Below are 24,548 nucleotides of genomic sequence, written 5' to 3' on the forward strand. Positions count from 1 at the left end.
CATGGCCACAGCTGCTTTGCGATCAGGTTCGGATGTGCTGTTCGAATGGGAAGGAAAAGACCGACACGGCAAGATCGTTCGTGGCGAGCTGAGGGCGGGTGGCCAGGCCCAGGTGCAGGCGACGCTGCGGCGTCAGGGCATCGTCACCACCAAGATCAAAAAGCGCAAGATGCGCTCGGGCAAGCGCATCAAGCCGCGGGACATCGCCATTTTCACGCGCCAGCTGGCCACCATGATGAAAGCCGGCGTGCCCCTGCTGCAGTCGTTCGACATCGTGGGCCGAGGCAACCCCAACCCCAGCGTGGCACGGCTGCTCAACGACATTCGGGCCGATGTGGAAACCGGCACCTCCTTGTCTTCGGCCTTCCGCAAGTACCCGCTGTACTTCAACAACCTGTATTGCAACCTTGTGGAAGCCGGTGAGGCTGCCGGCATCCTGGAAAGCATCCTGGACCGCCTGGCCACCTACATGGAAAAGACCGAGGCGATCAAGTCCAAGATCAAATCGGCCTTGATGTACCCCATCGCCGTGATCGTGGTCGCCTTTGTCGTGGTGTCCATCATCATGATCTTCGTGATCCCGGCGTTCAAGGAGGTGTTCTCGAACTTCGGCGCCGACCTCCCGGCGCCGACCTTGTTCACCATCGCCATCAGCGAGTTCTTCGTCGCGCACTGGTGGTGGATGTTCCCACTGATCTTTGCCGCCGTTTTCTTCTTCATGCAGGCCTGGAGACGCAACGCCAAGGTACAGCTCGTCATGGACCGGCTCCTGCTGAAACTGCCGATTTTCGGCCCCCTGGTCGAGAAGTCGATCGTCGCGCGCTGGACGCGCACGCTGTCCACCATGTTCGCAGCCGGTGTGCCTTTGGTCGAATCGCTCGACTCGGTGGGCGGCGCGTCTGGCAATGCCATCTACGCCCAAGCCACCGAGAAGATCCAACAAGAGGTGTCGACGGGAACCAGCCTCACCACGGCCATGACGAACGTCAACCTGTTCCCCAGCATCGTGCTGCAGATGGCTGCCATCGGCGAAGAATCCGGCTCGCTCGATCACATGCTGGGCAAGGCGGCCGACTTCTACGAAGCCGAGGTGGACGAAGCCGTGGCCGGCCTGTCCAGCCTCATGGAGCCCATCATCATCGTCGTGCTCGGCGTCATCATTGGCGGCATCGTGGTGTCCATGTACCTGCCCATCTTCCAATTGGGGCAAGTGGTTTAAGTGCTGGATCTGTCTTACCTGCCCCCTGCTGCCGTGGCGGGCTTGCTGGGTGTGCTCGGCCTGCTGGTCGGCAGCTTTCTCAACGTCGTGATCCACCGCCTGCCCAAGATGATGGAGCAGGAGTGGGCTCAGGATTGCCGCGAGCTCCTGGGCCAGGAGGCGGTCGACACCGCGCCCTACACGCTGTGGGCCCCTCGGTCTGCCTGCCCGCATTGCGGTCACCAGATCCGCTGGTACGAGAACATCCCGGTGGTCAGTTACCTGGCCTTGCGGGGACGCTGTTCGGGCTGCAAGGCCCCCATCAGCGCCCGCTACCCGGTGATCGAGGCGGTCACGGCCCTGCTGTTTGCCTGGTGCGGCCATCAGTTCGGCGCCACCTGGGCCGCACTGGCCTGGTGCGCGTTTTCTGCCCTGCTGGTCAGCATGACCTGCATCGACTGGGACACCCAGTTGCTGCCCGACGATTTAACCTACAGCCTACTGTGGCTGGGCCTGCTGGGTTCGGTGGTCGGTTGGACCGGCGTGCCCGTCGCCATGGCCGTGCTGGGCGCGCTCGCCGGCTACCTGTCGCTGTGGACCGTCACCCAGGCCTTCAAGCTGCTCACCGGCAAGATCGGCATGGGCAACGGTGACTTCAAGCTGTTTGCCGCCCTGGGTGCCTGGTTCGGCTGGCAAGCGCTGGTGCCCATCATCCTGCTGTCCTGTGTGGTGGGCATCGTGGTGGGCGTGGCCCTCAAGGCCATGCGCAAAAGCGGACAAGGCGATCCCATCCCCTTTGGCCCGTTTCTGTCGGGTGCGGGATTCCTGGCCATGTTTCTGGGCGGGCCCGCGTTGTTGCAGGGGATGGGTCATTTGGTGTTGGGTGCATGACAGTCATTGGCGTCACAGGGGGCATCGGCTCCGGCAAATCCACGGTCTGCCAGATCATGGCGGCATCGGGCGCGGCGGTGATCGATGCCGATCAGATCTCGCGCGACCTCACGGCCGCTGGCGGCTTGGCCATGCCGCAGGTCGCGATGGAGTTCGGCGAAGCCATGGTGCTGGACGACGGCAGCATGAACCGCGCCGCCATGCGTGACCTGGTGTTTCAGGACCCCGCCGCCAAGGCGCGGCTGGAACACATCATCCATCCCTTGATTTCCAGCATCAGCGCCCAGCGCGAGGCTGCTGCAAAGGCTGCACAGCTGCCGCTGATCGTGCACGACGTACCCTTGCTCGTTGAATCCTTCGGCAACTGGCGCGAGCGCCTGGATGAAATCTGGGTGGTCGATTGCAGCGAAGCCACCCAGATCGCACGCGTGCAGGCCCGCAGCCAGCTCCCGCGCGAGGCCATCCTGCGCATCCTGGCCGCGCAGGCCACGCGCGAACAGCGCCTGGCGGCGGCCGATGTCGTGCTGCTGAACGAGGACAAGACGCTGGAGGAGCTCACCAGCATGGTGAAACAAGCCATCGGCCGCTTCGGGCTATCATAGGCAGCTTCCAACCCCTCATTCCATCCATCGAGTTCACGATGGGCCTTGCACATGCCGTGCCGCTGCACGGTGCGTGACGCCAACCCCGTGATCGTGGCCCCATGGAAGCAGCTGCCGGCGCCAGTGTGATCCTGTACGAATACCCGTTCAACGAACGCATCCGAACCTATCTGCGCCTGGAGCAGATGCTGCACCGTCTCAGCGAGATGATGGCCAGGGATACGGCCTACGACCATCACTTCGCGCTGCTCACGCTGTTCGAGATCATGGATGTGGCCGCCCGCGCCGACCTCAAGGCCGACATCCTCAAAGACCTGGATCGCCAGAAGGGCCTGATGAACAGCTACCGGGGCAACCCGGCCATCGTCGAGTCGGCCCTGGACCACGTCATCGCCCAGCTGGACACCGCCTACGCGGCCCTCAACCAGCAGCAGGGCAAGGCCGGCAGCGAACTGCTGGACAACGACTGGCTGATGAGCGTGCGCAGCCGCACCGTGATCCCCGGCGGCACCTGCTCGTTCGACCTGCCGGCGTACCACGCCTGGCAGAACCGCCCGGTGCAGGAGCGCAAGTTTCAGCTGGCCGAGTGGATCAAGCCCATCACCCCCATGGCCCAGGCCATCGGCCTGCTGCTGCAGATGCTGCGGGACGCGGGCACGCCCCAGCGCGTGCTGGCCAAGCATGGGCAGTTCCAGCAGCCGTTGCCGCAGGCGCGCTCGTTTCAGCTGGTGCGCGTGCTGCTCGACGAACACCTGGGGCTGGTGCCCGAAATCAGCGGCAACCGGCTCATGATCTCGGTGCGCATGACGCGGCATGACGTCAACGCCAAGCTCGAACCCCACCGCGAAGACACCGCGTTCGAGCTCACCTTGTGCGCCGGAGGCTGACCCATGGCGGCCCCACGTCCCTCCCCTCCGACCCTGCAGCCCCGCACCGTCACCTGCCCGGGCTGCGGCGGCCCCAGCCGCTACGCCAGCGACAACCCGTACCGGCCGTTTTGCAGCGCCCGCTGCAAAGGCGTGGACCTGGGTGCCTGGGCCAGCGAACAGTTCCGCGTGCCCGTCGATGCGACACCCGACCCCGACGCACCGCCAGCCGATCCGAATCCGACGCGCTGAGCGCCTCAGGCTCGGATCAGCAGTATGGCAAGATTTTCGTTAAAGGATCAACGACCATCAAGCCATACCCCATGGCGGTATACACGCGCAGCAGAACCTCAACGCCCACACTTGACGCAGCATGGAGATGGAGATGTTGAACGGGCGCAAAGGGTCTTGGTCGCAGCCGAAGTCGACTGACCGCCTAATGGCCTGCGGGCATCGCCCTGGCTACCGCCTCAAACCGACATCGTGCAAGCCTGTCCTGTGGGGCGGATTAGGCCGTTGACGGCGAACAAACCCTTGTCGGTCACCAGGGGCACTTCGCCCATGCCGTGATGGCTGGATCGAACCCACCATCCCGGTCCAACCATCAGGCGCGCTCGAAGCCACCTTCGGCCTGCAGCCACTCCAGCACCGGCAGGGCCCCGGGCAAGATGGGTGCCACGCGGGTGGGCAGGTCCTGCCACGCAAACCGCTGACCCTCGCGCATGGCCAGCTCGCCTTGCCAGGCCAGCACCTTGCAAAAGTTCAGGTTGACCAAGGCGTGCGGGTAGTCGACCTGCAGGCTGCGCCAGGGCTGCACCTCGGTCGCGCGCACGCCCAGCTCCTCGTCCAGTTCGCGGACCAGGGCTTCGGTCACCGACTCGCCCTGCTCGAGCTTGCCGCCCGGAAATTCCCAATAGCCGGCGTACACCTTGCCCTCGGGGCGCGAGGTCATCAGAAACGCCTGGCGGCCCTCGCCAGCGTCGCACACCAGCACCCCCACGGCCACCTCGACCACCTGGCGCTCGCCCGCCTGGTCACGCGCCCGCTGGGGGTCGGCCTTCAACGGCGCGCCGCTCATGCCACGCCGGCGCGACCGGCCCAATCGCGCGCAAACTGGTAAGCCACCCGGCCGCTGCGCGAACCGCGCTCCAGCGCCCACACCAGTGCGGGGGCGCGTGCCGCCTCGATCTGAGCGGCATCCGCGCCCATCGACGACAGCCACTGGCCCACGATGGCGAGGTACTCGTCCTGCGAGAACGGGTAGAAGCTGATCCACAAGCCAAAGCGCTCGGACAGGGAGATCTTTTCTTCGACCACCTCGCCGGGGTGGATCTCGCCGTCGGCACTCGTGGTGTAGCTCAGGTTGTCCTTCATGTGCTCGGGCAACAGGTGGCGCCGGTTGCTGGTCGCATACACCAGCACATTGGGTGTGGCGGCCGCCACCGAACCATCGAGGATGGACTTGAGTGCCTTGTAGCCGCTCTCGCCCTCTTCAAAGCTGAGGTCGTCGCAGTACACGATGAAGCGTTCGGGCCGATCGGCCACCCACTCGATCACATCCGGCAAATCACCCAGATCGGCCTTGTCGATCTCGATCAGGCGCAGCCCCTGGGCGCTGTAGGCGTTCAGACAGGCCTTGATCAGCGAGGACTTGCCCGTGCCGCGCGCACCCGTCAGCAGCACGTTGTTGGCCGGCAAACCTCGGACGAACTGCTCGGTGTTGCCCTGGATGCGCGCCTTCTGGCCGTCGATTTCCTTGAGGTCGTCCAGGCCCAGCGTGGCCAGGTGGCGCACGGGCTCCAGCCGCCCCACGCCATTGGCACGGCGGCGGTACCGCCACGCCACGGACTGGGACCAATCGGGCGCCTGCGAGGGCTGCGGCAGCACGGCTTCCACGCGCGCCAGCACCGCTTCGGCGCGCCTGAGCAGGGATTCAAAGGCCTCGTTCATGGTATCGACCTGGGACAGCGCACTGTCCCGTTTGCTTGAAAATTCAATGCAGTATGCGCCATTTTCCGTTGTATTTCAAACGGCGACAAAGGCATACTGCTCCATCGATCAGGAGCGGTAGTCGGCGTTGATCGACACGTAATCGTGGCTGAAGTCACAGGTCCACAGCGTGGCTGCGGCCTCGCCCCGGCCCAGCACCACGCGCACGGTGATCTCGGCTTGCTTCATCACGCGCTGGCCATCGGCCTCGACGTAATCGGGGTTGCGTCCGCCCTGCATCGCCACCCGCACATCGTCCAGGTACAGGTCGATCTGCGTCTGATCCAGATCGTCGATGCCGGCATACCCCACCGCAGCCAGGATGCGCCCCAGGTTGGGGTCGCTGGCGAAGAAGGCCGTCTTGACCAGCGGCGAATGGGCGATCGCGTACGCCACCTGACGGCACTCCTCGGTACTGCGGCCGCCTTCCACGCGCACGGCGATGAACTTGGTCGCGCCCTCGCCGTCGCGCACGATGGCCTGCGCCAGCTCCAGCGCCACCGCCTGCAGGGCCGCCTTCAGCGCCTGCCCGTCGGCGCTGGCCCAGCTGCTGATGGGCACATTGCCCGCCTGGTGGGTGGCGACGACGATGAAGGAGTCGTTGGTCGAGGTGTCGCCATCGACCGTGACGCAGTTGAACGAGGCATCGGCCAGGTCACGCGCCAGCTCGCCCATCAAGGCGGCGTCGATGGCGGCATCGGTGGCCACAAAGCCCAGCATGGTCGCCATGTTGGGGCGGATCATGCCGGCGCCCTTGCTGATGCCGGTGATGGTGACGGTCTTGCCGCCCAGGTCGACCTGGCGGCTCACTGCCTTGGGCACGGTGTCCGTGGTCATGATGCCCTGGGCCGCATCCAGCCAGGCGTCGGCACCCGCCGCTTCGATCGCGCGCGGCAAGGCCGCCTCGATGCGCGCCACCGGCAGCGGCTCCATGATCACGCCCGTCGAGAACGGCAGCACCTGCTGGCTGCGCACGCCCAGCAGGTTGGCCGCGGCCACGCAGGTCGTGCGGGCACGCGCCAGGCCGTCGGCCCCCGTGCCGGCGTTGGCGTTGCCGGTGTTGATGACCATGGCGCGCACGCCCTGGCCCTGCGCCAGGTGTTCGCGGCAGACCTGCACGGGTGCGGCGCAGAAGCGGTTGCGCGTGAAGGCGCCCGACACGCTTGCGCCTTCATCCAGCAGGAACACGACCACGTCCTTGCGGTTGGCCTTGCGCACCCCGGCCTCCACCACACCGATGCGCACCCCGCTCACGGGATGCAGGTCACTTGCTTCAGGGGTCTTCAGGTTCACCGCCATGGCGTTCTCCTTGGATGTCAAACAACAAGGCCGCCCCAGGGCAGCCTTGCATCTCGTGTCGTTCGCGTGCCGATCAGGCCAGTTTGCCGTGACAGTTTTTGTACTTTTCGCCGCTGCCGCAGGGGCAGGGTTCGTTGCGGCCCACACGCGGCACCTCGCCGACCGGGGCGGCCGGCGGTGCGTCGCTCACCTGGGCCTCGACGATGCCGTCGTCGCTGTAATCGGCATGCACGGTGTGGCCGGCCTGGGCGAGCTGCTGGTTGCGCGCGTTGGCCTCGGCTGCGGCGGCAGCGGCCTCTTCGGGCGACTGGATGCGCACGTGCATCAGCACGCGCGTGACCTCGTTCTTGACGGCGTCCAGCATCTGGCCGAACAGCGCAAACGCCTCGCGCTTGTACTCCTGCTTGGGCTGCTTCTGCGCAAAGCTGCGCAGGTGAATGCCCTGGCGCAGGTAGTCCAGCGAGGCCAGGTGTTCGCGCCATGAGGTGTCGATGCTCTGCAGCAGGATGGCCTTCTCGAACTGCACGAACTGCTGTTCGTCCACCTGGGCCAGCTTGGCCTCGTAGGCCGCGTTGGCCGCCTGCACGACCTGCTCGCGCACGTCTTCGTCGCTGAAGGCGTTGGACGACTCGATGGTCTGCTGCAGCGGCAGGTCCAGGCCCCACTCCGACTGCAACACCTGCTGCAGGCGCGGGATGTCCCATTGCTCTTCGACCGAGCCGGCCGGCACGTACTGCGCCACCAGGTCGTTGAACGCGCCTTCGCGCAGGCCCGTGATCTGCTCCTTGAGCTCGCGGGCATCGAGGATCTCGTTGCGCTGCTGGTAGATCACCTTGCGCTGCTCGTTCGAGACGTCGTCGTACTCCAGCAGCTGCTTGCGGATGTCGAAGTTGCGCGCCTCGACCTTGCGCTGCGCGCTTTCGATGCTGCGCGTGACGATGCCGGCCTCGATGGGCTCGCCCTCGGGCATCTTCAGCCGCTCCATGATGGAGCGCACGCGGTCGCCCGCGAAGATGCGCATCAGCGGATCGTCCAGGCTCAGGTAAAAGCGCGAAGAGCCGGGGTCCCCCTGGCGGCCCGAGCGGCCGCGCAGCTGGTTGTCGATGCGGCGCGATTCGTGGCGTTCGGTGGCGATGATGCGCAGACCGCCCAGCGAGGTCACCGCGTCGTGGTCCTTCTGCCATTGTTCGCGCAGCGCCTGCTCGCGGGCCGGGTAATCGGCCGGATCCACCGCGGGGTCGTCCTGCATGGCCTGAATGGCCTTCTCCAGGTTGCCGCCCAGCACGATGTCGGTGCCGCGGCCCGCCATGTTGGTGGCGATGGTGATCATCTTGGAGCGGCCCGCCTGGGCCACGATGTCAGCCTCGCGCGCATGCTGCTTGGCGTTCAGCACCTGGTGCGGCAGCTTGGCCTTGTTCAGCAGGTTGGAAATCAGCTCGGAGTTCTCGATCGAGCTGGTGCCCACCAGCACCGGCTGACCGCGCTCGTAGCATTCGCGGATGTCGGCGATGGCGGCGTCGTACTTTTCCTTCGAGCTCTTGTAGACCCGGTCGAGCTGGTCGTCGCGCTTGCTGGGCTTGTTCGGCGGGATCACCACGGTTTCCAGGCCGTAGATTTCCTGGAATTCATACGCCTCGGTGTCGGCCGTCCCCGTCATGCCCGACAGCTTGCCGTACAGGCGGAAGTAGTTCTGGAACGTGATCGAGGCCATGGTCTGGTTCTCGGCCTGGATGTCGACGCCTTCCTTGGCTTCGACGGCCTGGTGCAGGCCTTCGCTCCAGCGGCGGCCCGACATCAGGCGACCCGTGAACTCGTCGACGATCACCACCTCGGGCTTGCCGTTCTCACCGGCCTGCACCACGTAGTGCTGGTCACGGTGGTACAGGTGCTGCGCGCGCAGCGCCGCATACAGGTGGTGCACCAGCATGATGTTGCTGGGGTCGTACAAGCTGGCGTCGCCGGCCAGCATGCCGCGCTCGGCCAGGATCTGCTCGGCCTTCTCGTAGCCCGACTCGGTCAGGTGGACCTGATGGCCTTTTTCATCGACCGTGAAGTCACCCGGCTTGGTCACGCCCTCGCCCGTGCGCGGATCGGCCTCGCCTTCCTGCCGTTCGAGCAGCGGCACCACGTCGCGCATGGCCATGTACAGCGTGGTCTTGTCTTCGGCCGGGCCGCTGATGATGAGCGGCGTGCGCGCCTCGTCGATGAGGATGGAGTCCACCTCGTCCACGATGGCGAAGTTCAGGCCGCGCTGCACGCGCTCGACCGGCTCGTACACCATGTTGTCGCGCAGGTAGTCGAAGCCGTACTCGTTGTTCGTGCCGTAGGTGATGTCGGCGTTGTAGGCGGCCTGTTTCTCGCCGCGCGACAACGTGGGCAGGTTCACGCCCACCGTCAGCCCCAGGAACTGGTACAGCCGCGAAAGCGTCTGTGCATCGCGCGAAGCGAGGTAGTCATTCACCGTCACCACGTGCACGCCCTTGCTCGACAGGGCGTTCAGGTACACCGGCAAGGTGGCGGTCAGCGTCTTGCCTTCGCCCGTGCGCATTTCGGCAATCTTGCCGTGGTGCAGCGCCAGGCCGCCCATCATTTGCACGTCGAAATGGCGCATCTTCATGACGCGCTTGGACGCCTCGCGCACCACGGCAAAGGCCTCGGGCAGCAGCTCGTCCAGGCTTTCGCCCTTGCCGATGCGCTCGCGGAACTCCTCGGTCTTGGCCTGCAGCTGCTCATCCGACAAGGCCTGCATGCCCGATTCCAGGCCATTGATCTGCTCGACCGTTTTGCGGTACTGCCGAAGCAGGCGGTCGTTTCTGCTGCCAAAAAGCCGGGTGAGGAAGTGGATTGCCATGAGATGAATGCTCAGCTGCGACCAGCGCAGCTGGAAAGTGAATGGGGGCGCCGAAAGACGGTCTGCGGCGATTCAAGGGTGGGCCCGGCTCCCCATGAATTCAAGGGGCAGGCGCCGCTCCAGGATGCGCTTCACGAAGCCTCAGGGGCATCGAACATTCTAACCGGGGCCCGTTACACACCGGGCCGCCCGGCCATCCCGCATGGCCAGGCCGGGCAAAGTACCGCCTGGGCGCTGCCCCGACGCGGCGCCGGCCCCACGCCGCGAACCCCGGCGCCCGCGCCGGCATGCGGAGCTGGCCCTGGAACGGGTCCCTGACCCGGTCCCGCCAGGCCGATTTGCGACAATCCCGGCCATGTACCGCCTGCACACCACCGTCACCGCCTCCAATGCCGCCGAGCAGGCGCCACAGCTGCGGCAGTTGCTGGCCCTGTCGGCGCAGTCCAACCACCGGCTGGCGCTGATTCGCAGCCTGCTACCGCCCACCTTGCGCAACAGCGTGCGCGCCGGCCCGGTGCAGGACACGGAGTGGTGCCTGCTGGTGGCCAACGCCAGCGTCGCGGCCAAGCTGCGCCAGCTCACGCCCATGCTGCTGGCCCACCTGCGCACCAAGGGCGAGTCGGTGCAAACCCTGCGCATCAAGGTCAGTACACAGATTTGAAGACCCATCAGGAGTATCGGCTCACCGCCGTTTGAATGCCATCGGCAATTTGCCCATACCCCATCACGCGATTGCTGAGCACTGACATGACGTGGGCTGACGCCAGCGCTGCGCCCCAGGGCGCACGTGGCGCCCAAGTGCCGGATCAACGGCGCCGCGCCCAGCCTCCGCGCCTGAGATGCCGTTCAGCCGCAGCCCCGCGGCCAGCGCCTCGCGTGCCACCCTCAGGCCCAACTCACATCGGCCGCAAACATGTAACCCGCGCCGTACACTGTCTTGATGAGCGTGGGGTCGCTGGCGTCGGGCTCGATGCGCTTGCGCAGGCGCGAGATGCGCACGTCGATGCTGCGGTCCGTGGGCAGCAGGTCGCGGTTGCCCATCAGCTGTTCGCGCGTGAGGATCTGGTGCGGGCGCTCGACGAAGCAGCGCAGCACCTGGGTCTCGGCCGTGCCCAGCAGGTGCTCCACGCCATCCGGCCCGCGCAGCAGGTTGGCCGCGCAATCCAGCCGCCAGCCGACGAAGCTGGCATAGCGCCGGCGCTTGTTGCCCGGCAAGCCCTGCAGCGCGCTGCGGCGGCGCAGGATGGAGCGGATGCGGGCGACCAGCTCGCGCGGCTCGAAGGGCTTGATGACGTAGTCGTCGCCACCCAGCTCCAGGCCCATGACGCGATCGGCCGTGTGGCCGCGCCCGGTCAGGATCAGCACACCGGCGTCGGACTCGGCCGTGAGGCGCCGCACCAGGTCCAGGCCATCCATGTCGGGCAGGCCCAGGTCCACCACGCAGAGGTCGGGCTTTTCCAGTTGGATGCGCCGCAGCACGCTGGCGCCGGTGGCGAAGGCCTCCGCGGCAAACCCGAAATCCTTCAAGGCCGCCAGGATCAGCCGCGCCACATCGGCGTCGTCCTCAATCACAAAAATGAGCGGCAGCGGCGCGCCCTCAGCCAGCGCGCCCGGATTGCTCTGCGTGTTCATCGTGCCCCCTTTCAATCGCCGCCAGCAATTCTGCCCGCGTGAACGGCTTGGTCAGCGTCGGCACACCGCGCATGCCGACGGCGCCCGGCGCGTACGCGCTCATGAGCACCACCGAGGCCACACGGCCACTGGCGCGCGCCCGCGCCGCCACGTCGCGGCCGTCCAGCGTGCCCGGCATGACGACGTCGCTCAGCAGCAGGCGCACCTCGCTCAGCTTGGCCAGCAGCGACAAGGCCTCGTCGGCGCTGCCCGCCTCCACCACGGCATAGCCCAGCTCGCGCAGCTGGCGGCGCACCACACCACGCACCTCGGCGTCGTCGTCCACCAGCAGCGCCAGGCCGGTGTGAACGGGTGCGGGCGCAGGCTCAGGCCCCTCGTCGGGCTCGGGCGCCTCGCTGGCCGGCACCCACAGGCTCACGCGCGTGCCCTCGCCCGGGGTGCTGGAGACGTCGATCGCCCCGCCCGACTGCTTGACGAAGCCGTACACCATGGCCATGCCCAGCCCGGTGCCGCGCCCCGGCCGCTTGGTGGTGAAGAAGGGGTCGAACAGCTGGCTGAGCGTGGCCGCGTCCATGCCCGAGCCGTTGTCGCGCACCTCCATGCGCACGTAGGCCCCAGGAGCGGTTTCCAGGGTCTGGGCCGCGGCCTCGTCCAGCTGCACCGCCCCGGCCTGCAGCCGGATGTGGCCCTGCGCCGCGATGGCATCGCGCGCGTTGAGCACCAGGTTGATCAAGGCCTGCTCCAGCAGCATGGGGTCGATCCAGGCCCACAGCGGCGGCGGCGGCCCCGCATTCGCGGCTGCCGTCATCGGGGCCGTGGCCAGGGATGGGTCGGCCGCCGCTGCAGGCAACGCCGCGTCCACCTCGCCCAGTTGCAGGTCGATGCGCTTGGGCAGCGAGCGCCGCACCAGCTGGGCGACCTGGCCCAGCAGCAGGCGCACGTCCACGTGGTCGGCGCGCAGAGGCTGGCGGCGCGCAAAGCTCAGCAAGCCCTTGATCAGCTCGGCACCCCGGCGCGAGGCGCGGATGGCGGGCTGCAGGTACTCCTGCACCACGGGGTCGTCCGCGGCATGCTGGGCGATGGCCTCCTGATTGCCGATCACCACGGTGAGGATGTTGTTGAAATCGTGCGCGATGCCGCCCGTCAACTGGCCCAGCGACTCCAGCTTCTGCGCACGTGCCACCAGCGTCTGCGAGCGCCGCTGCTCGGATAAATCGAACGTCAGCGCAAAACAACCCACCACCTGCCCCTGAGAGAAGTCGGGCACCAGCGTCGTTCGCACGTACAGCGCCAACCCGTTCTTGGCCTTCAGCTCGTACTCGCAGCTGACGGTTTCACCAGCCAGCGCACGCTGCAGGTGCGGCCGCAGCAAGCGGATGGTGGCCATGTCGAAGATGTCCAGCGCGTTCAGCGCCGGGTTGCTGGCCAGCGACACCCCGAACAGCGTTTCGTACTGCTGGTTCAGGTACTCGTAGCGGCCCAGCGGATCAATGTAGGCCACCATGGCCGGAATCGAGTCCATGATGAGCCGCATGCGCCGCTCGCTGCGCACCAGCGCGGCGGTGCGCGCCTCGACCCGCGACTCCAGCTTCTGGTTCTGTTCGCGGATGGTGCGCTCGGCGTTGCGCTCGCGGGTGACGTCGGTGTAGATGGTGATGAAGCCCAGCGACGGCAGGGGCTGGCCGCGGATGCGCAGCACCGTGCCATTGGGGCGCGTGCGCTCGAACTCGTGCGGCTCGAACACCTTGGCCAGCTGCACGCGGTCGTACACCTGCTCGCGCGGGTCGCCCGGTCCGTAGTCGCCGCGCTCGGCGTTGTAGCGGATGAAGGACTCGAACGGCGCGCCGAAGTACGCCATCTCGTGCGGAAAGCCCAGCAGCGTGGTGTAGGCGCGGTTCCAGCCGACCAGGCGCAGGTCGGCATCGAAGATCGACATGCCCTGGTCGATCAGGTCGAGTCCGGCCTGCGTGGTGGCGATGCGGATGGGCCAGTCTTGTTCGGTCATGGTGGGCCTGAAGAGGATGGTGGGCTGAATCACATCACACGGCAGTATGGATTATCCGCCGATCTGTTTTGATCGGGAATGGACAGATACTCCGTCAAACAGAAGCCACAGCGGACACCTGCAATCATTCGTCACGATTGGCGGCCATTGGTGAAAAACTCATCGGCGATGCTGCACGCACGGCTCCACCGCAGGGCCATTTTTCCGGCGCATGCCCGCATGCCGCCTTCCATGACACGAGGCAATGATGAGCGAGACAAGCACCCAACTCTATCCCCCGCCCGCCGAGATGGCGCGCACCGCCCATGTGCCGGGGTTCGCGGCTTATCAGGCCCTGGTCCAGGAGGCCGATGCCGACCACCAGGCCTTCTGGGGCCGGCTCGCCCGGGACGTGCTCACCTGGCGCACCCCCTTCACGCAGGTGCTCGACGAGTCGAACGCCCCGTTCTACCGCTGGTTCGAGGGCGGCACGCTGAACGCCTCGCACAACTGCCTCGATGTGAACGTCGAACGCGGGCTGGGCGACAAGACCGCGCTGATCTTCGAGGCCGACGACGGCACCATCACGCGCGAGAGCTACCGCCAGCTGCTGGCCCGCGTGTGCCGCACGGCCAATGCCCTGCGCGCCATGGGCGTGCAAAAAGGCGACCGCGTCGTCATCTACATGGCCATGTCCATCGAGGGCGTGGCCACCATGCAGGCCTGCGCCCGCATCGGCGCCATCCACTCGGTGGTGTTCGGCGGCTTCTCGGCTCAGGCGCTGCGCGACCGCATCGCCGACACCGGTGCCAGCCTGGTCATCACGGCGGACGAGCAGGTGCGCGGCGGCAAGCGCCTGCCGCTCAAGGCCATCGTGGACGACGCCCTGGCCCTGGGCGGCTGCGAGGCCGTGCGCCAGGTGCTGATGTACACGCGCACGGGCGGCCAGGTGCCTTTCGTGCCCGGGCGCGACGTGAAGATGAGCGAGCTGCTGCCCGAGCAGGCCGACACCTGCGAGCCGGAATGGGTCGATGCCGAGCACCCGCTGTTCCTGCTCTACACCTCGGGCTCGACCGGCGCGCCCAAGGGCGTGCAGCACAGCACCGGCGGCTACCTGCTGCATGCGGCCCTCACCACCCGCTGGACCTTTGACCTGCGGCCCGAGGACGTGTTCTGGTGCACGGCCGACATCGGCTGGGTGACCGGCCACACCTACATCACCTACGGCCCGCTGGCGCTGGGCGCGACGCAGGTGGTGTTCGAAGGCGTGCCCACCTACCCCGACGCCAGCCGCTTCTGGCAGATGATCCACAAGCACCAGGTGTCGATTTTCTACACCGCGCCCACGGCCATCCGCTCGCTCATCAAGGCCTGCGAGGCTGCGCCCGCCCAGCACCCGCGCCACTTCGACCTCTCCAGCCTGCGCATCCTGGGCTCGGTGGGCGAGCCCATCAACCCCGCGGCCTGGACCTGGTACCACGAGCACGTGGGCGGCGGCCGCTGCCCCATCGTCGACACCTTCTGGCAAACCGAGACCGGCGGCCACATGATCACGCCGCTGCCCGGCGCGACCCCGCTGGTGCCCGGCTCGTGCACCCTGCCCTTCCCGGGCATCGCCGCCACCATCGTCGACGAGACCGGCAACGAGCTGCCCTGGGGCCAGGGCGGCATGCTCGTGGTCAAGCGTCCCTGGCCGTCCATGATCCGCACCATCTGGGGCAACCCCGAGCGCTTCAAGAAGAGCTATTTCCCCGAGGAGCTGGGCGGCACCATCTACCTGGCGGGCGACGGCGCCGTGCGCGACGAACAGACGGGCTACTTCACCATCACCGGCCGCATCGACGACGTGCTCAACGTCAGCGGCCACCGCATGGGCACGATGGAGATCGAATCGGCCCTGGTGGCGCACACCGAGCTGGTCGCCGAAGCCGCCGTGGTGGGCCGCCCCGACGACACCACCGGCGAAGCCATCTGCGCCTTCGTGGTGCTCAAGCGCGCCCGCCCCACGGGCGAAGAGGCCCAGCGCATCGCCAAGGAACTGCGGGACTGGGTCGCCAAGGAAATCGGCCCCATCGCCAAGCCCAAGGACATCCGCTTTGGCGACAACCTGCCCAAGACGCGCAGCGGCAAGATCATGCGCCGCCTGCTGCGCTCAGTCGCCGCCGGGCAGGCCATCACGCAGGACACCAGCACGCTGGAGAACCCCCAGATCCTGACGCAGCTGGCTGAAGTGAACTGACCCCACCGTCGCCGCGGTCATCGCCGCCTCGACCCGCTGCACAGCCCATGGCGTCCCGCCATGGGCTGTTGCGTTTGGGGTGCCGTGCGGGCGGCCCTGTCAGACACCGCCGTGTGCGAATCCTCAAGCTTGACCCACAGACGCGGGCACGTCAGCCGCGTACCGTGAAGGGGCACGCCATGGCCTCGGCCGTGGCTGGTTTCAGACCCACGACAAGGAATGCACATGACCTCCCACACCCTGGTGCTCGACCAAGCCCGCCTGAACGCCGCCAAGACCAGCCTGGAAGACGGCGCCGTGACGCCCGAATTCGGCCCCTGGCGCGAAGACATCATCCAACTGCTCAACGACTCGCTGGCCACCGAGCTCGTCTGCGTGCTGCGCTACAAACGCCACCACTTCATGGCCAAGGGCCTGGCCTCGCCAGCCATCGCCGAGGAGTTTCTGGTGCACGCCAACGAGGAACAGGCTCACGCCGACCGCATCGCGCAACGCATCGTGCAACTGGGCGGCGAGCCCGACTTCAACCCCGACACGCTGAGCCAGCGCAGCCACGCCGACTACGACGCGCACAACGACCTGAGCACCATGATCCGCGTCAACCTGGTGGCCGAGCGCGTGGCCATCGACGCCTACTCGCAGATGATCGAGCTCATCGGCACCAAGGACCCGACCACGCGCCGCCTCATCGAAGGCATCCTGGAGCAGGAGCAGGAGCACGCCGACGAACTGGCGGACTGGCTGGACAAGTGACGGGTGCCGATGCGGGCGGCCAACTGGCCTATCGGCCACGGACCCGGCGATCCGCGGGCGCAAGGCTGCATCGAGAACTTCAACGGCCTCGTCATGTCGGTGGCGTTGCCGCCCAGCTCGTCTTGGCACAGGCTCAGGTCAGTGCTGGCGTGATGCGTCAACGCGAATGACCGCTTGCACCGCGCAAACGCCAACCACCCCGAGCGCGCCGCGATGGCACTCGCGGGGATCGGCGGCCCTGCCAAGGCTGCAGCGTCACACGGGGCGCGGTTGCCATGGTCGAAAGACTGCACAGGTGATCCAGAAACCCCATGCAGAGTATGGCGCCATTGCCGATATCAGCAAAACGGATCTGCGGTCATACTGCCCTCCTCTCAACGGCTGAGACCAGTCAGGCCGCACATGGCCGCTGAGGATGATCCGCCCTCGCGATCCGTAGTCACGCTCAGGCCAGCACCGGGCCGGCTTGAATCGTGTGCTGGCAGCGACCAGGTCCAGGCGGTTCGGCGGGCCACGCACCGGTGAAACGACGGTCCAGCCGCGTCCCCCGTTTGCGAGGCCAAGCATTGGCGCCATCCGCCCGCCGCACCAACGACAACGGGGGCCGCAGCCCCCGCCTCTGTCATGCCACCCCGCGACCACAGCGCCGCGAGGCGCCCGGGCCGCATGCCGCCATCAGGACTTGATGCCGTTGTCGGCGATGACCTTTTTCCAGAACTGCAGGTCGTGCTGCATCATGGCCTTGGCCTGCGCGCCCGTGCCCACCTTGGGGATGGTGAACAGGTCTTCCATGCGCTTGCGGATGGCCGGGTCGCCAATCGCCTTGTGCACGGCGTCGTTCATCTTGGCCGCCAGCTCGGCCGGCATGTTGGGCGGGCCCACCAGGTTCACCCAGGCCGGCACCGACGCCAGTTCCTTGAAACCGGCTTCGGCGGTCGTGGGCACACCGGGCAGGTAGGGCATGCGCTGCGGGTAGTTCAGCGCGATGCAGCGCACCTTGGGGTTCTTGAGGTGGGCGCTCAGGTTGGTCGGGTCCATGGCCACCATGCCCAGCTGCCCACCCAGGAAGTCCTGCAGCGCCAGCTGCGAGCCCTTGTAGGCCACGTGCTGCATCTTCACGCCGGCCAGGTTGCACAGCTTTTCGGTGGTCAGGTGGCTGATGCTGCCGGCGCCGGCCGTGCTGTAGTTGATGGTGCCGGGCTTGGCCCGCGCCACCTCGACCAGGTCCTTCAGCGTGTGCACCTTGGCCAGGTCGGGCAGCTCGGGGTTCACGGCGAACACGGTGAACTGCTCGTACAGCTCCGAGATCACGGTGATCTTGTCCAGCGCCGGCTCGTGGCCCTGCAACACAAACCCCATCATGGTGGTCGTGGGGTAGAACGAGTAGACCTGCGAGTCCGGCGCCGAGCCCTCGAGCTGGCGAATCGCGATGGTGCCCGACGCGCCCGGCTTGTTCTCGATGACCAGGGTCTTGCCCAGGGTCTTGGCCATGTGCGGCTGCAGCAGGCGCGCGATCACGTCCAGCGACGACCCGGGCGGAAAGCCCAGCACGATGCGCACGATGTCCTGCTGCGCCAAGGCCGGCGCCGCGCCCATGCCCGACAACGCCAGGGCCGCCGCACTGCCCAGCACATGACGACGACGCAATCCAGATGTGTTCATACCCGCTCCTCAAGCCCTGAAACGCGGCTGGATAGCCGCAAAAGCCGCAGATGCTGAAGGCGTTCCCGCACTTTGCGTGTCACGTGGGTGGCCGCCCGTCTGCACCGTGGTGGCGCTCAAGCCCTTGACGCGGGGACGGCCCGCAAGTTCCAGGCGACAACCCGCATAGGGTTTGCCCGCACGGCGTCAGGCGCACGGAGAGCGGCCGTCACGTCACGTCGGCAAGCGCCATCGTGAACCACGTCCCATGCAGGTATGGCCTCATCATCGATCATTTTCAATCGGCTGACACAGCATACTGCTCACCTGCCAGCACGCACAGGCCAAGGCCTGGGTCCACCGCGGTGCCTGCAAGCGCAGCGCAGCGCGGGCGTCAGCGCTCGGCCTGCGGGGCCTGCAAAGGCCCCTGCGACGGTGGCGGGCCCTCGGTCTCGGCAGGCCAGGGGGCAGGGACGTCCGCACCGGGTGTGGCGGCGCCCGGTGCCGTGTCCAGCGCGGTTTCGGGCGCCGCTGCCGGTGCAGCGGTTGCCGGTGCATCGACTGCCGCAGCCTCTCTCGACACCGCATCCACCGCCACGGCATCGCCCGGCTTGCCCCGCTTGCTTCCCGGCACATCGCCACTCAGGCGCAGGGCATAGGCCGCCAAGGGCGGGCCCAGGGTCTCGAACACGGCCACGGCGGCCAGCACCACGGCCCCCACCTGGCCCGCCATGTCGGGCAGCAGGTGGGTGGTGTTCTGCACCAGCCCGATGGCCAGACCGGCCATGGGCACCAGCAACAGCCCGGCCGACAGCGCCTGATGGCGCGGGTAGCCGAAGCGCCGGCCGCAGCCATAGACCGAGGCCACCTTGGCCAGCGACCGCACCAGCACGAAGGTGAACGCCAGTGGCGCGTAGTGCAGCACCTCGGCCACGTGCAGGCGCGCGCCCGCCAGCACAAACAGGATGATGAAGAACAGGTCCGAGCTGGCGCCGAAATCCACGCGCGCCAGGCGCGAGCGCCGCTGCAGCCAGCGGCAACCGATGCCCAGCGTCAAGGTGGTGAACAGCGTGGACACCTTGAACATGGTGGCCAGGCCGATGGCCATCATCACCGCCCCCACGATGAGGGCGAAGCGGTAATGCGCATCGTCTGACGTGGTGAAGCGACCGATCAAGGTGGCCACGTACGCCACCAGCAAGCCCAGCACCACGGCGCCCAGCAGCTGGTACAGCGGCAGCAACACGGCCGTGTGCAGGCCCACGTCGGCCTGGCTCAGCGCAAACGGCAGCGCGAACGTGAACAGCACAAAGGCGAACACGTTGTTCAGCGCCACGAGGGCCTTCGCGGTCTCCAGCGTCGGGCCGCGTGCGTGCAGCTCGTGCGAGACGTGAATCAGCACCGAGGGCGACGACGACACGGCGATGGCGGCCGCGATGACGGCCGCCATGGCCCCCATGCCCATGGACATCAGCAGCGCCAGCACCCCGACGAAGGTGAGCAGGCTCTCGACCAGGCTGGTCACCACCAGGGCCGGGGTGCGCAGCACCATGAGGGGGTGCAGCGAGGTGCCGAGCTTGAACAGGATCAGCCCCAGCGCGACGTCGGTCAGCGGCTGCGCGCGGTCCAGGTCGTCGGCCGACAGCAGGCCCAGGCCACTGGGGCCGACCAGCAGCCCCACGGCCATGAAGCCGGTGATGGTGGGCAGCCAGCTCAGCCGCTTGGCCAGCAGGCCGCCCAGCGTCCCGAAAGCCACGACCAGGCCGAACAGGGCCAGCAAACTCAAGGGCGGCCAGGCCGCGGGGTAGAAGTGGTTGATGGCGTCCATGTGAGGCGGGGAATGGTAGCAAGCCACCGGGCCCGTTCACGCCCACCCGGCCATCGGCCCGGAACGGCCCCTGGTTACACTGCCGCCTTTGGCCTGCGACCAGCCCGGCTGGCCCAGACCGCACCGCAGGACGACCCCCATGGACATGCCCACGCACCAGCTCACCATGAGCGTGCTGATGACCCCCGACACCGCCAACTTTTCAGGCAACGTGCACGGCGGCACCATCCTCAAACTGCTCGACCAGGTGGCCTACGCCTGCGCCGCGCGCTATGCCGGCCACTATGTGGTCACCATGTCGGTCGACCAGGTGGTGTTTCGCCAGCCCATCCACGTGGGCGAGCTGGTCACCTTCCTCGCCGCCGTCAACCACACCGGCACCTCGTCGATGGAGGTGGGCATCAAGGTGGTGGCCGAGAACATCCGCACCCAGGAAGCACGCCATGTGAACAGCTGCTTTTTCACCATGGTCGCCGTGGACGACGACCGCAAGCCCATCCGCGTGGCGCCGCTGCAGCCCGGCACCCCGGACGAACACCGCCGCTACGCGGAAGCCGAGCTGCGCAAACAGCTGCGGCTGGAGATGGCGCAACGCGCCAAGACCCTGGGCGTGCCGGCCGCGCCCACACCCTGACGCCCGGCGGGGTAGGTGAACAGGTCTGCCGCCTACCCGCCATCGACGCACTCTTCCGGGGTGAAGGCTCGCGTGTCCCACGACGCGCACCACCCGTCGCACTGGTGGATGCACCGCGATGGAGCTCGCAAGCCAGCGGCTCGCGCACCTGGTCGTGGTGTCAGCTCGCGACGGCCTCCGCTCACGGCTGGATGAGCGCCCAACGCCCGCACCCTGCGCCGGCTCGCGTGTCCGGCAGCCCGCACCACGCCCATCGGCGGCCTTCATCCACGGCTCGCAGCCGGCTGCATCGCGGAACGCTGTTCCTTCGCCGCTTGGTTCAGGCTGCCCGCTGAACGCGTCGGGCGATCTTGCGAGCGACCGTCAAACGCACGGTGTTCAGCGGCACCTGAGCAACCACAGGCCATGAAAAAACCCGCGACGCTAGAAAGCATGCGGGTTTCAAGAGGATTTGGGTCTGTTTGAGACCCTCAAATGGTGCCGCTTGTCGGATTCGAACTGACGACCTACCGCTTACAAGGCGGTTGCTCTACCAACTGAGCTAAAGCGGCGAAAGCGCAGATTCTAATCGCAAAAAACGGGGAAACCCGATTCTGGCCCGATCCAGGTGCACATCGGCTGCGCACAGATGCATCCAGGCAGTATCACCTTGTGGCCGATAAAAATACAACGGCCGTCAAGGGATACTGGATGGGACTCACCTCATTTGATGCGACGCAAAGTGGGCTTGCCGCCACCCGGCTTGGGATCAGGGTCTGCGGGCTCGGCCTCGCCGGTGCCGTCAGTGCGGGTGTCGCTGCCGGATGCCTCCGGCGCCTGCTCCTCGGTGCTGGTGACCAACTGCATGGCGGGTTTGGCATCCGCGGCGTCATCCCCCTCGTAGACGGGGGTGTCCTCCGGTGGAAAGCCCATCCCCTGGCCGTTCTCGCGGGCAAACAGGGCGATGACCCGCCCCACCGGCACGTAGATGTCGCGCGCCACGCCCGAGAATCGGGCCTTGAAGGTGACGGCATCGTTGTCGATGCGCAGGCCGTGCGCCGCGTCCTGGCTGATGTTGAGCACGATCTCGCCATCCTTGACGAACTCGTGCGGCACCACCACCGTATCGTCAACCGCGACGGCCACATGCGGCGTCAGCCCGTTGTCGCCACACCACTCGTACAAGGCGCGCAGCAGGTAGGGCCGGGTCGACGTCGGTTGCGATGGGTCCATGCTCATCTCACTTGCGCATGACTTTTTCGGACGGCGTCAGCGCCTCGATGTAAGCCGGTCGCGAGAAGATGCGCTCGGCGTACTTGAGCAGCGGCGCGGCATTCTTGGACAGCTCGATGCCGTAGTGGTCAAGGCGCCACAGCAGCGGGGCCAGGGCCACGTCCAGCATGGAGAAGTTTTCGCCCAGGATGAACTTGTTCTTGAGGAACACGGGCGCCATCTGCGTCAGGCGGTCGCGGATGTGCGAGCGGGCCTTCTCCACCGCCTTGTCGGCCGACTTGCCGCTGCGGTTGCTGGCCTCGAGCACGGAGACGTGCGTGAACAGCTCTTTTTCGAAGTTCAGCAGGAACAGGCGCACACGGGCGCGATCCACGGGATCCCCAGGCATCAGCTGCGGATGCGGGAAGCGCTCGTCGATGTACTCGTTGATGATGTTGGACTCGTAGAGGATGAGGTCGCGCTCGACCAGGATCGGCACCTGCCCGTAGGGGTTCATCACGGCGATGTCTTCGGGCTTGTTGTACAAGTCCACATCGCGGATTTCAAAGTCCATGCCTTTCTCAAACAAGACGAAACGGCAGCGGTGAGAGAACGGGCACGTCGTTCCCGAGTAAAGCACCATCATGGCAAGAACTCCTCAAAACCAAAAAGAGTGGGACGACGCGCAAACTGCAGCGGCGAACCCACTCTGCACACCCTGAGCACCAGGCTCAGGGCACAAACCCATGAATTTTACTCAACCTCTTTCCAGTACGCTTTGTTCAGGCGCCAGAACATGAAACTGAGGACGAGTAAAAACAGCATCACCGCCACACCGATGCGCACCCGCGTGTTCTGAGCAGGCTCGGCCATCCAGGTCAGGTAGTTGACCAGGTCGTTGACGTCGCGGTCGAAATTGGCCGATGTGCCGGGGCTGACCTGCTTCCAGCCCTTGAACACCGACACCTCCTGCCCGTGTGCGCTGACCTTCTCGAAGATCGGCTCGTGCTCGCCCTGCATCTCCCACAGGGGGTTGGGCATGCCCACATTGGGGTACAGCACGTTGTTCCAGCCCGTCGGCCGGTTCGCATCCCGGTAAAACGAACGCAAGAAGGTGTAGAGGTAATCGGCGCCAGTGCCCCCATGCCCGGCACGCGAGCGAGCAATCACGGTCAAGTCGGGCGGGTTGGCCCCAAACCACTTCTTGGCATCATGGGGGTCGATGGCCGCGACCATGGTGTCGCCCACCTTGGCCGACGTGAACACCATGTAGTCCTTGATGTCCTTCTCGGACAGGCCGATGTCGGTCAGGCGGTTGTAGCGCATGAACGCGGCCGAATGGCAGTTCAGGCAGTAGTTGACGAACAGCTTGGCACCGCGCTGGAGCGACGCCAGGTCATTGGTGGCGACCTTGGCCTTCTGCCAGGACACGCCTTCGGCACCCGCCGCCTGCGCGCCCCCCAGCAAGGCCAGCGACGCCCAAGCACCGAGCAGGATCTTTTTGATCATCTTCATCGCGCGTTCTCCGAATCAATGCGGCACATAGACGACGCGCTCCGGCACCGGCTTGGGCTCACCCAAGCGACTCCACCAAGGCATCAACAGGAAAAAGGCAAAGTACAGGATGGTGCCCACTTGCGACATGCGCTCGAACACCGGCGACGGCGGCTCCACGCCAAGCCAGCCCAGCATCAGGAACACCACCACGAACACGGCGTAGACGTAGCGGTGCCAATCGGGACGATAACGGATCGACCGCGCGGGGCTGTGGTCCAGCCACGGCAGCAGGAACAGGATGATGACCGAGCCACCCATCACCACCACGCCCCAGAACTTCGCATCGATCACGCGCAGCAGCACCATGGCCACGGCCGCCGCAACCACGATCAAGGCCTTGATCGGCATGGCCAATCGGGTCTTCACACAGGCAAAGGCTGCAGCCAGGGCCAGCGCGATGATGAACACCCAGGTCATCTGGTCGGTGGTGGCACGCAGCATGGAATAGAACGGCGTGAAGTACCAGACCGGGGCAATGTGCGAAGGCGTGACCAGCGGGTCTGCCGGGATGAAGTTGTTGTATTCGAGGAAATAGCCCCCGAACTCGGGCGCGAAGAACACCACGGCCGAGAAGAACAACAGGAACACCGACACCCCCATCAGGTCGTGCACCGAGTAATAGGGGTGGAACGGCACGCCATCGGCCGGCGCAGTCGCCGACCAGCGGTTGCCCTTGGGGCCCTTCTTGATCTCGATGCCGTCGGGGTTGTTCGACCCCACGTCATGCAAGGCCAGCAGGTGAGCCACCACCAGGCCCAACAGCACCAGCGGCACGGCGATCACGTGGAAGCTGAAAAAGCGGTTCAGCGTCGCATCGCCCACCACGTAGTCACCGCGAATGTACAGCGACAGGGTTTCGCCCACGAACGGAATGGCCGAGAACAGGTTCACGATCACCTGCGCGCCCCAATACGACATCTGGCCCCAGGGCAACAAATAGCCCATGAAGGCTTCGGCCATCAGGCACAGGAAAATCAGGCAGCCGAAAATCCAGACCAATTCACGCGGCTTGCGGTATGACCCATACAGCAACCCGCGGAACATGTGCAGGTAAACCACGACGAAAAATGCCGATGCACCCGTGGAGTGCATGTAGCGGATCAGCCAGCCCCACGGCACGTCGCGCATGATGTACTCGACGGAAGCGAATGCCTTGGCCGCGTCCGGCTTGTAATGCATGACCAAAAAAATGCCGGTGACGATCTGAATCACCAGGACCAGCAAGGCCAGAGAGCCGAAGATGTACCAGAAGTTGAAATTCTTCGGCGCGAAGTATTCCGACATGTGCACCCGATACGCATCGAATGCCGTGGGAAATCGATTTTCGAACCAATTACCGACCTTGGCCGAATTGCGGGCGTTGGGTGAGATTGTTTTGAATTCCGCCATGTCG

At 66.3% G+C, this 24,548-nt stretch carries 21 protein-coding genes and 1 tRNA gene; 9 read left to right on the forward strand and 13 right to left on the reverse strand.

Annotation, left to right across the window (positions count from 1 at the left end; genetic code table 11):
- Position 1: 1 nt before the first annotated feature.
- The 5 genes from CCO03_RS15780 to CCO03_RS15800 all read left to right on the forward strand — a co-directional run bounded on the left by CCO03_RS15780 (position 2) and on the right by CCO03_RS15800 (position 3,809).
- On the forward strand, positions 2-1,219 hold the full coding sequence (locus CCO03_RS15780) for a type II secretion system F family protein (protein ID WP_087282585.1): 1,218 nt from the start codon (positions 2-4) through the stop codon (positions 1,217-1,219).
- On the forward strand, positions 1,220-2,089 hold the full coding sequence (locus CCO03_RS15785; RefSeq protein ID WP_236903886.1) for a prepilin peptidase: 870 nt from the start codon (positions 1,220-1,222) through the stop codon (positions 2,087-2,089).
- Positions 2,086-2,691, forward strand: coding sequence for a dephospho-CoA kinase (coaE, locus tag CCO03_RS15790; protein ID WP_087282587.1), 606 nt, complete (start codon positions 2,086-2,088; stop codon positions 2,689-2,691). Before CCO03_RS15785 ends, coaE begins: the two co-directional genes overlap by 4 nt.
- Before the next feature lie 125 nt (positions 2,692-2,816).
- Positions 2,817-3,578, forward strand: a complete 762-nt coding sequence (zapD, locus tag CCO03_RS15795; RefSeq protein WP_087284808.1) for a cell division protein ZapD — start codon at positions 2,817-2,819, stop codon at positions 3,576-3,578.
- Positions 3,579-3,581: 3 nt separating this feature from the next.
- Positions 3,582-3,809 (forward strand): DNA gyrase inhibitor YacG, encoded by a 228-nt coding sequence (locus CCO03_RS15800; RefSeq protein ID WP_087282589.1) that lies wholly within the window; start codon positions 3,582-3,584, stop codon positions 3,807-3,809.
- Positions 3,810-4,161: 352 nt separating this feature from the next.
- Here CCO03_RS15800 and CCO03_RS15805 read toward each other — a convergent pair whose 3' ends face one another.
- The 4 genes from CCO03_RS15805 to secA form a co-directional block, all read right to left on the reverse strand.
- Positions 4,162-4,635 carry an NUDIX domain-containing protein gene (locus CCO03_RS15805; RefSeq protein ID WP_087282591.1) on the reverse strand — a complete coding sequence of 158 codons (474 nt, stop codon included), beginning with the start codon at positions 4,633-4,635 and terminating at the stop codon, positions 4,162-4,164.
- A complete protein-coding gene (locus tag CCO03_RS15810; protein WP_087282593.1) occupies positions 4,632-5,507 on the reverse strand; it encodes an ATP-binding protein in 876 nt (291 codons plus the stop codon). The genes CCO03_RS15805 and CCO03_RS15810 overlap by 4 nt, the downstream gene beginning before the upstream one ends.
- Before the next feature lie 108 nt (positions 5,508-5,615).
- The gene (argJ, locus tag CCO03_RS15815) at positions 5,616-6,845 is read right to left on the reverse strand and encodes a bifunctional glutamate N-acetyltransferase/amino-acid acetyltransferase ArgJ (protein WP_087282595.1); all 1,230 of its coding nucleotides are present in this window, start codon (positions 6,843-6,845) and stop codon (positions 5,616-5,618) included.
- Positions 6,846-6,918: 73 nt separating this feature from the next.
- Entirely contained in the window at positions 6,919-9,696 is a 2,778-nt protein-coding gene (gene secA / locus CCO03_RS15820) for a preprotein translocase subunit SecA (RefSeq protein WP_087282597.1), read from the reverse strand.
- Between the two features lie 355 nt (positions 9,697-10,051).
- Here secA and CCO03_RS15825 point away from each other — a divergent pair, with 355 nt between their 5' ends.
- A complete protein-coding gene (locus tag CCO03_RS15825; protein ID WP_087282598.1) occupies positions 10,052-10,357 on the forward strand; it encodes a DciA family protein in 306 nt (101 codons plus the stop codon).
- A gap of 224 nt (positions 10,358-10,581) precedes the next feature.
- Here CCO03_RS15825 and CCO03_RS15830 read toward each other — a convergent pair whose 3' ends face one another.
- Together CCO03_RS15830 and CCO03_RS15835 are read right to left on the reverse strand one after the other, a co-directional pair.
- Entirely contained in the window at positions 10,582-11,328 is a 747-nt protein-coding gene (locus CCO03_RS15830; protein WP_087282600.1) for a response regulator transcription factor, read from the reverse strand.
- Complete coding sequence (locus CCO03_RS15835) at positions 11,294-13,333, reverse strand: PAS-domain containing protein (protein WP_087282601.1); 2,040 nt, start codon at positions 13,331-13,333, stop codon at positions 11,294-11,296. The genes CCO03_RS15830 and CCO03_RS15835 overlap by 35 nt, the downstream gene beginning before the upstream one ends.
- Before the next feature lie 247 nt (positions 13,334-13,580).
- On the opposite strand from CCO03_RS15835, the gene acs reads away from it, so the two are divergent.
- Both acs and CCO03_RS15845 read left to right on the forward strand, forming a co-directional pair.
- Positions 13,581-15,551, forward strand: a complete 1,971-nt coding sequence (acs, locus tag CCO03_RS15840; RefSeq protein WP_087284810.1) for an acetate--CoA ligase — start codon at positions 13,581-13,583, stop codon at positions 15,549-15,551.
- A 225-nt stretch (positions 15,552-15,776) separates the two neighbouring features.
- Entirely contained in the window at positions 15,777-16,304 is a 528-nt protein-coding gene (locus tag CCO03_RS15845; RefSeq protein ID WP_236903888.1) for a ferritin-like domain-containing protein, read from the forward strand.
- 675 nt (positions 16,305-16,979) lie between these two features.
- Here the strand turns inward: CCO03_RS15845 and CCO03_RS15850 are convergent.
- Together CCO03_RS15850 and CCO03_RS15855 are read right to left on the reverse strand one after the other, a co-directional pair.
- Positions 16,980-17,966 (reverse strand): Bug family tripartite tricarboxylate transporter substrate binding protein, encoded by a 987-nt coding sequence (locus CCO03_RS15850; RefSeq protein WP_087282605.1) that lies wholly within the window; start codon positions 17,964-17,966, stop codon positions 16,980-16,982.
- Between the two features lie 373 nt (positions 17,967-18,339).
- Entirely contained in the window at positions 18,340-19,773 is a 1,434-nt protein-coding gene (locus CCO03_RS15855; protein WP_087282606.1) for a cation:proton antiporter, read from the reverse strand.
- A gap of 139 nt (positions 19,774-19,912) precedes the next feature.
- Here CCO03_RS15855 and CCO03_RS15860 point away from each other — a divergent pair, with 139 nt between their 5' ends.
- A complete protein-coding gene (locus tag CCO03_RS15860; protein ID WP_087282609.1) occupies positions 19,913-20,407 on the forward strand; it encodes an acyl-CoA thioesterase in 495 nt (164 codons plus the stop codon).
- A gap of 475 nt (positions 20,408-20,882) precedes the next feature.
- Here CCO03_RS15860 and CCO03_RS15865 read toward each other — a convergent pair.
- The 5 genes from CCO03_RS15865 to CCO03_RS15885 all read right to left on the reverse strand — a co-directional run bounded on the left by CCO03_RS15865 (position 20,883) and on the right by CCO03_RS15885 (position 24,544).
- Positions 20,883-20,958: transfer RNA gene (locus tag CCO03_RS15865), tRNA-Thr, on the reverse strand.
- 151 nt (positions 20,959-21,109) lie between these two features.
- The gene (locus CCO03_RS15870) at positions 21,110-21,619 is read right to left on the reverse strand and encodes a ClpXP protease specificity-enhancing factor (protein WP_087284812.1); all 510 of its coding nucleotides are present in this window, start codon (positions 21,617-21,619) and stop codon (positions 21,110-21,112) included.
- Positions 21,620-21,626: 7 nt separating this feature from the next.
- Positions 21,627-22,244 carry a glutathione S-transferase N-terminal domain-containing protein gene (locus CCO03_RS15875; protein ID WP_087282610.1) on the reverse strand — a complete coding sequence of 206 codons (618 nt, stop codon included), beginning with the start codon at positions 22,242-22,244 and terminating at the stop codon, positions 21,627-21,629.
- 107 nt (positions 22,245-22,351) lie between these two features.
- Positions 22,352-23,104 carry a cytochrome c1 gene (locus tag CCO03_RS15880; protein ID WP_087284814.1) on the reverse strand — a complete coding sequence of 251 codons (753 nt, stop codon included), beginning with the start codon at positions 23,102-23,104 and terminating at the stop codon, positions 22,352-22,354.
- A 24-nt stretch (positions 23,105-23,128) separates the two neighbouring features.
- Positions 23,129-24,544, reverse strand: coding sequence for a cytochrome b (locus CCO03_RS15885; RefSeq protein WP_087282612.1), 1,416 nt, complete (start codon positions 24,542-24,544; stop codon positions 23,129-23,131).
- Positions 24,545-24,548 lie beyond the last annotated feature (4 nt).

Source organism: Comamonas serinivorans (assembly GCF_002158865.1).
Classification (GTDB): Bacteria; Pseudomonadota; Gammaproteobacteria; order Burkholderiales; family Burkholderiaceae_C; genus Comamonas_E; species Comamonas_E serinivorans.

Coding starts and splice junctions, on each gene's coding strand:
- coaE (WP_087282587.1), top strand. CDS start 2,086: ATGACAGTCATTGGCGTCACAGGGGGCATCGGCTCCGGCAAATCCACG.
- CCO03_RS15875 (WP_087282610.1), bottom strand. CDS start 22,244: ATGATGGTGCTTTACTCGGGAACGACGTGCCCGTTCTCTCACCGCTGC.
- CCO03_RS15825 (WP_087282598.1), top strand. CDS start 10,052: ATGTACCGCCTGCACACCACCGTCACCGCCTCCAATGCCGCCGAGCAG.
- CCO03_RS15850 (WP_087282605.1), bottom strand. CDS start 17,966: ATGAACACATCTGGATTGCGTCGTCGTCATGTGCTGGGCAGTGCGGCG.
- CCO03_RS15810 (WP_087282593.1), bottom strand. CDS start 5,507: ATGAACGAGGCCTTTGAATCCCTGCTCAGGCGCGCCGAAGCGGTGCTG.
- CCO03_RS15870 (WP_087284812.1), bottom strand. CDS start 21,619: ATGGACCCATCGCAACCGACGTCGACCCGGCCCTACCTGCTGCGCGCC.
- acs (WP_087284810.1), top strand. CDS start 13,581: ATGAGCGAGACAAGCACCCAACTCTATCCCCCGCCCGCCGAGATGGCG.
- CCO03_RS15860 (WP_087282609.1), top strand. CDS start 19,913: ATGGACATGCCCACGCACCAGCTCACCATGAGCGTGCTGATGACCCCC.
- CCO03_RS15780 (WP_087282585.1), top strand. CDS start 2: ATGGCCACAGCTGCTTTGCGATCAGGTTCGGATGTGCTGTTCGAATGG.
- CCO03_RS15830 (WP_087282600.1), bottom strand. CDS start 11,328: ATGAACACGCAGAGCAATCCGGGCGCGCTGGCTGAGGGCGCGCCGCTG.
- CCO03_RS15805 (WP_087282591.1), bottom strand. CDS start 4,635: ATGAGCGGCGCGCCGTTGAAGGCCGACCCCCAGCGGGCGCGTGACCAG.
- argJ (WP_087282595.1), bottom strand. CDS start 6,845: ATGGCGGTGAACCTGAAGACCCCTGAAGCAAGTGACCTGCATCCCGTG.
- secA (WP_087282597.1), bottom strand. CDS start 9,696: ATGGCAATCCACTTCCTCACCCGGCTTTTTGGCAGCAGAAACGACCGC.
- CCO03_RS15855 (WP_087282606.1), bottom strand. CDS start 19,773: ATGGACGCCATCAACCACTTCTACCCCGCGGCCTGGCCGCCCTTGAGT.
- CCO03_RS15835 (WP_087282601.1), bottom strand. CDS start 13,333: ATGACCGAACAAGACTGGCCCATCCGCATCGCCACCACGCAGGCCGGA.
- CCO03_RS15800 (WP_087282589.1), top strand. CDS start 3,582: ATGGCGGCCCCACGTCCCTCCCCTCCGACCCTGCAGCCCCGCACCGTC.
- CCO03_RS15845 (WP_236903888.1), top strand. CDS start 15,777: ATGACCTCCCACACCCTGGTGCTCGACCAAGCCCGCCTGAACGCCGCC.
- CCO03_RS15885 (WP_087282612.1), bottom strand. CDS start 24,544: ATGGCGGAATTCAAAACAATCTCACCCAACGCCCGCAATTCGGCCAAG.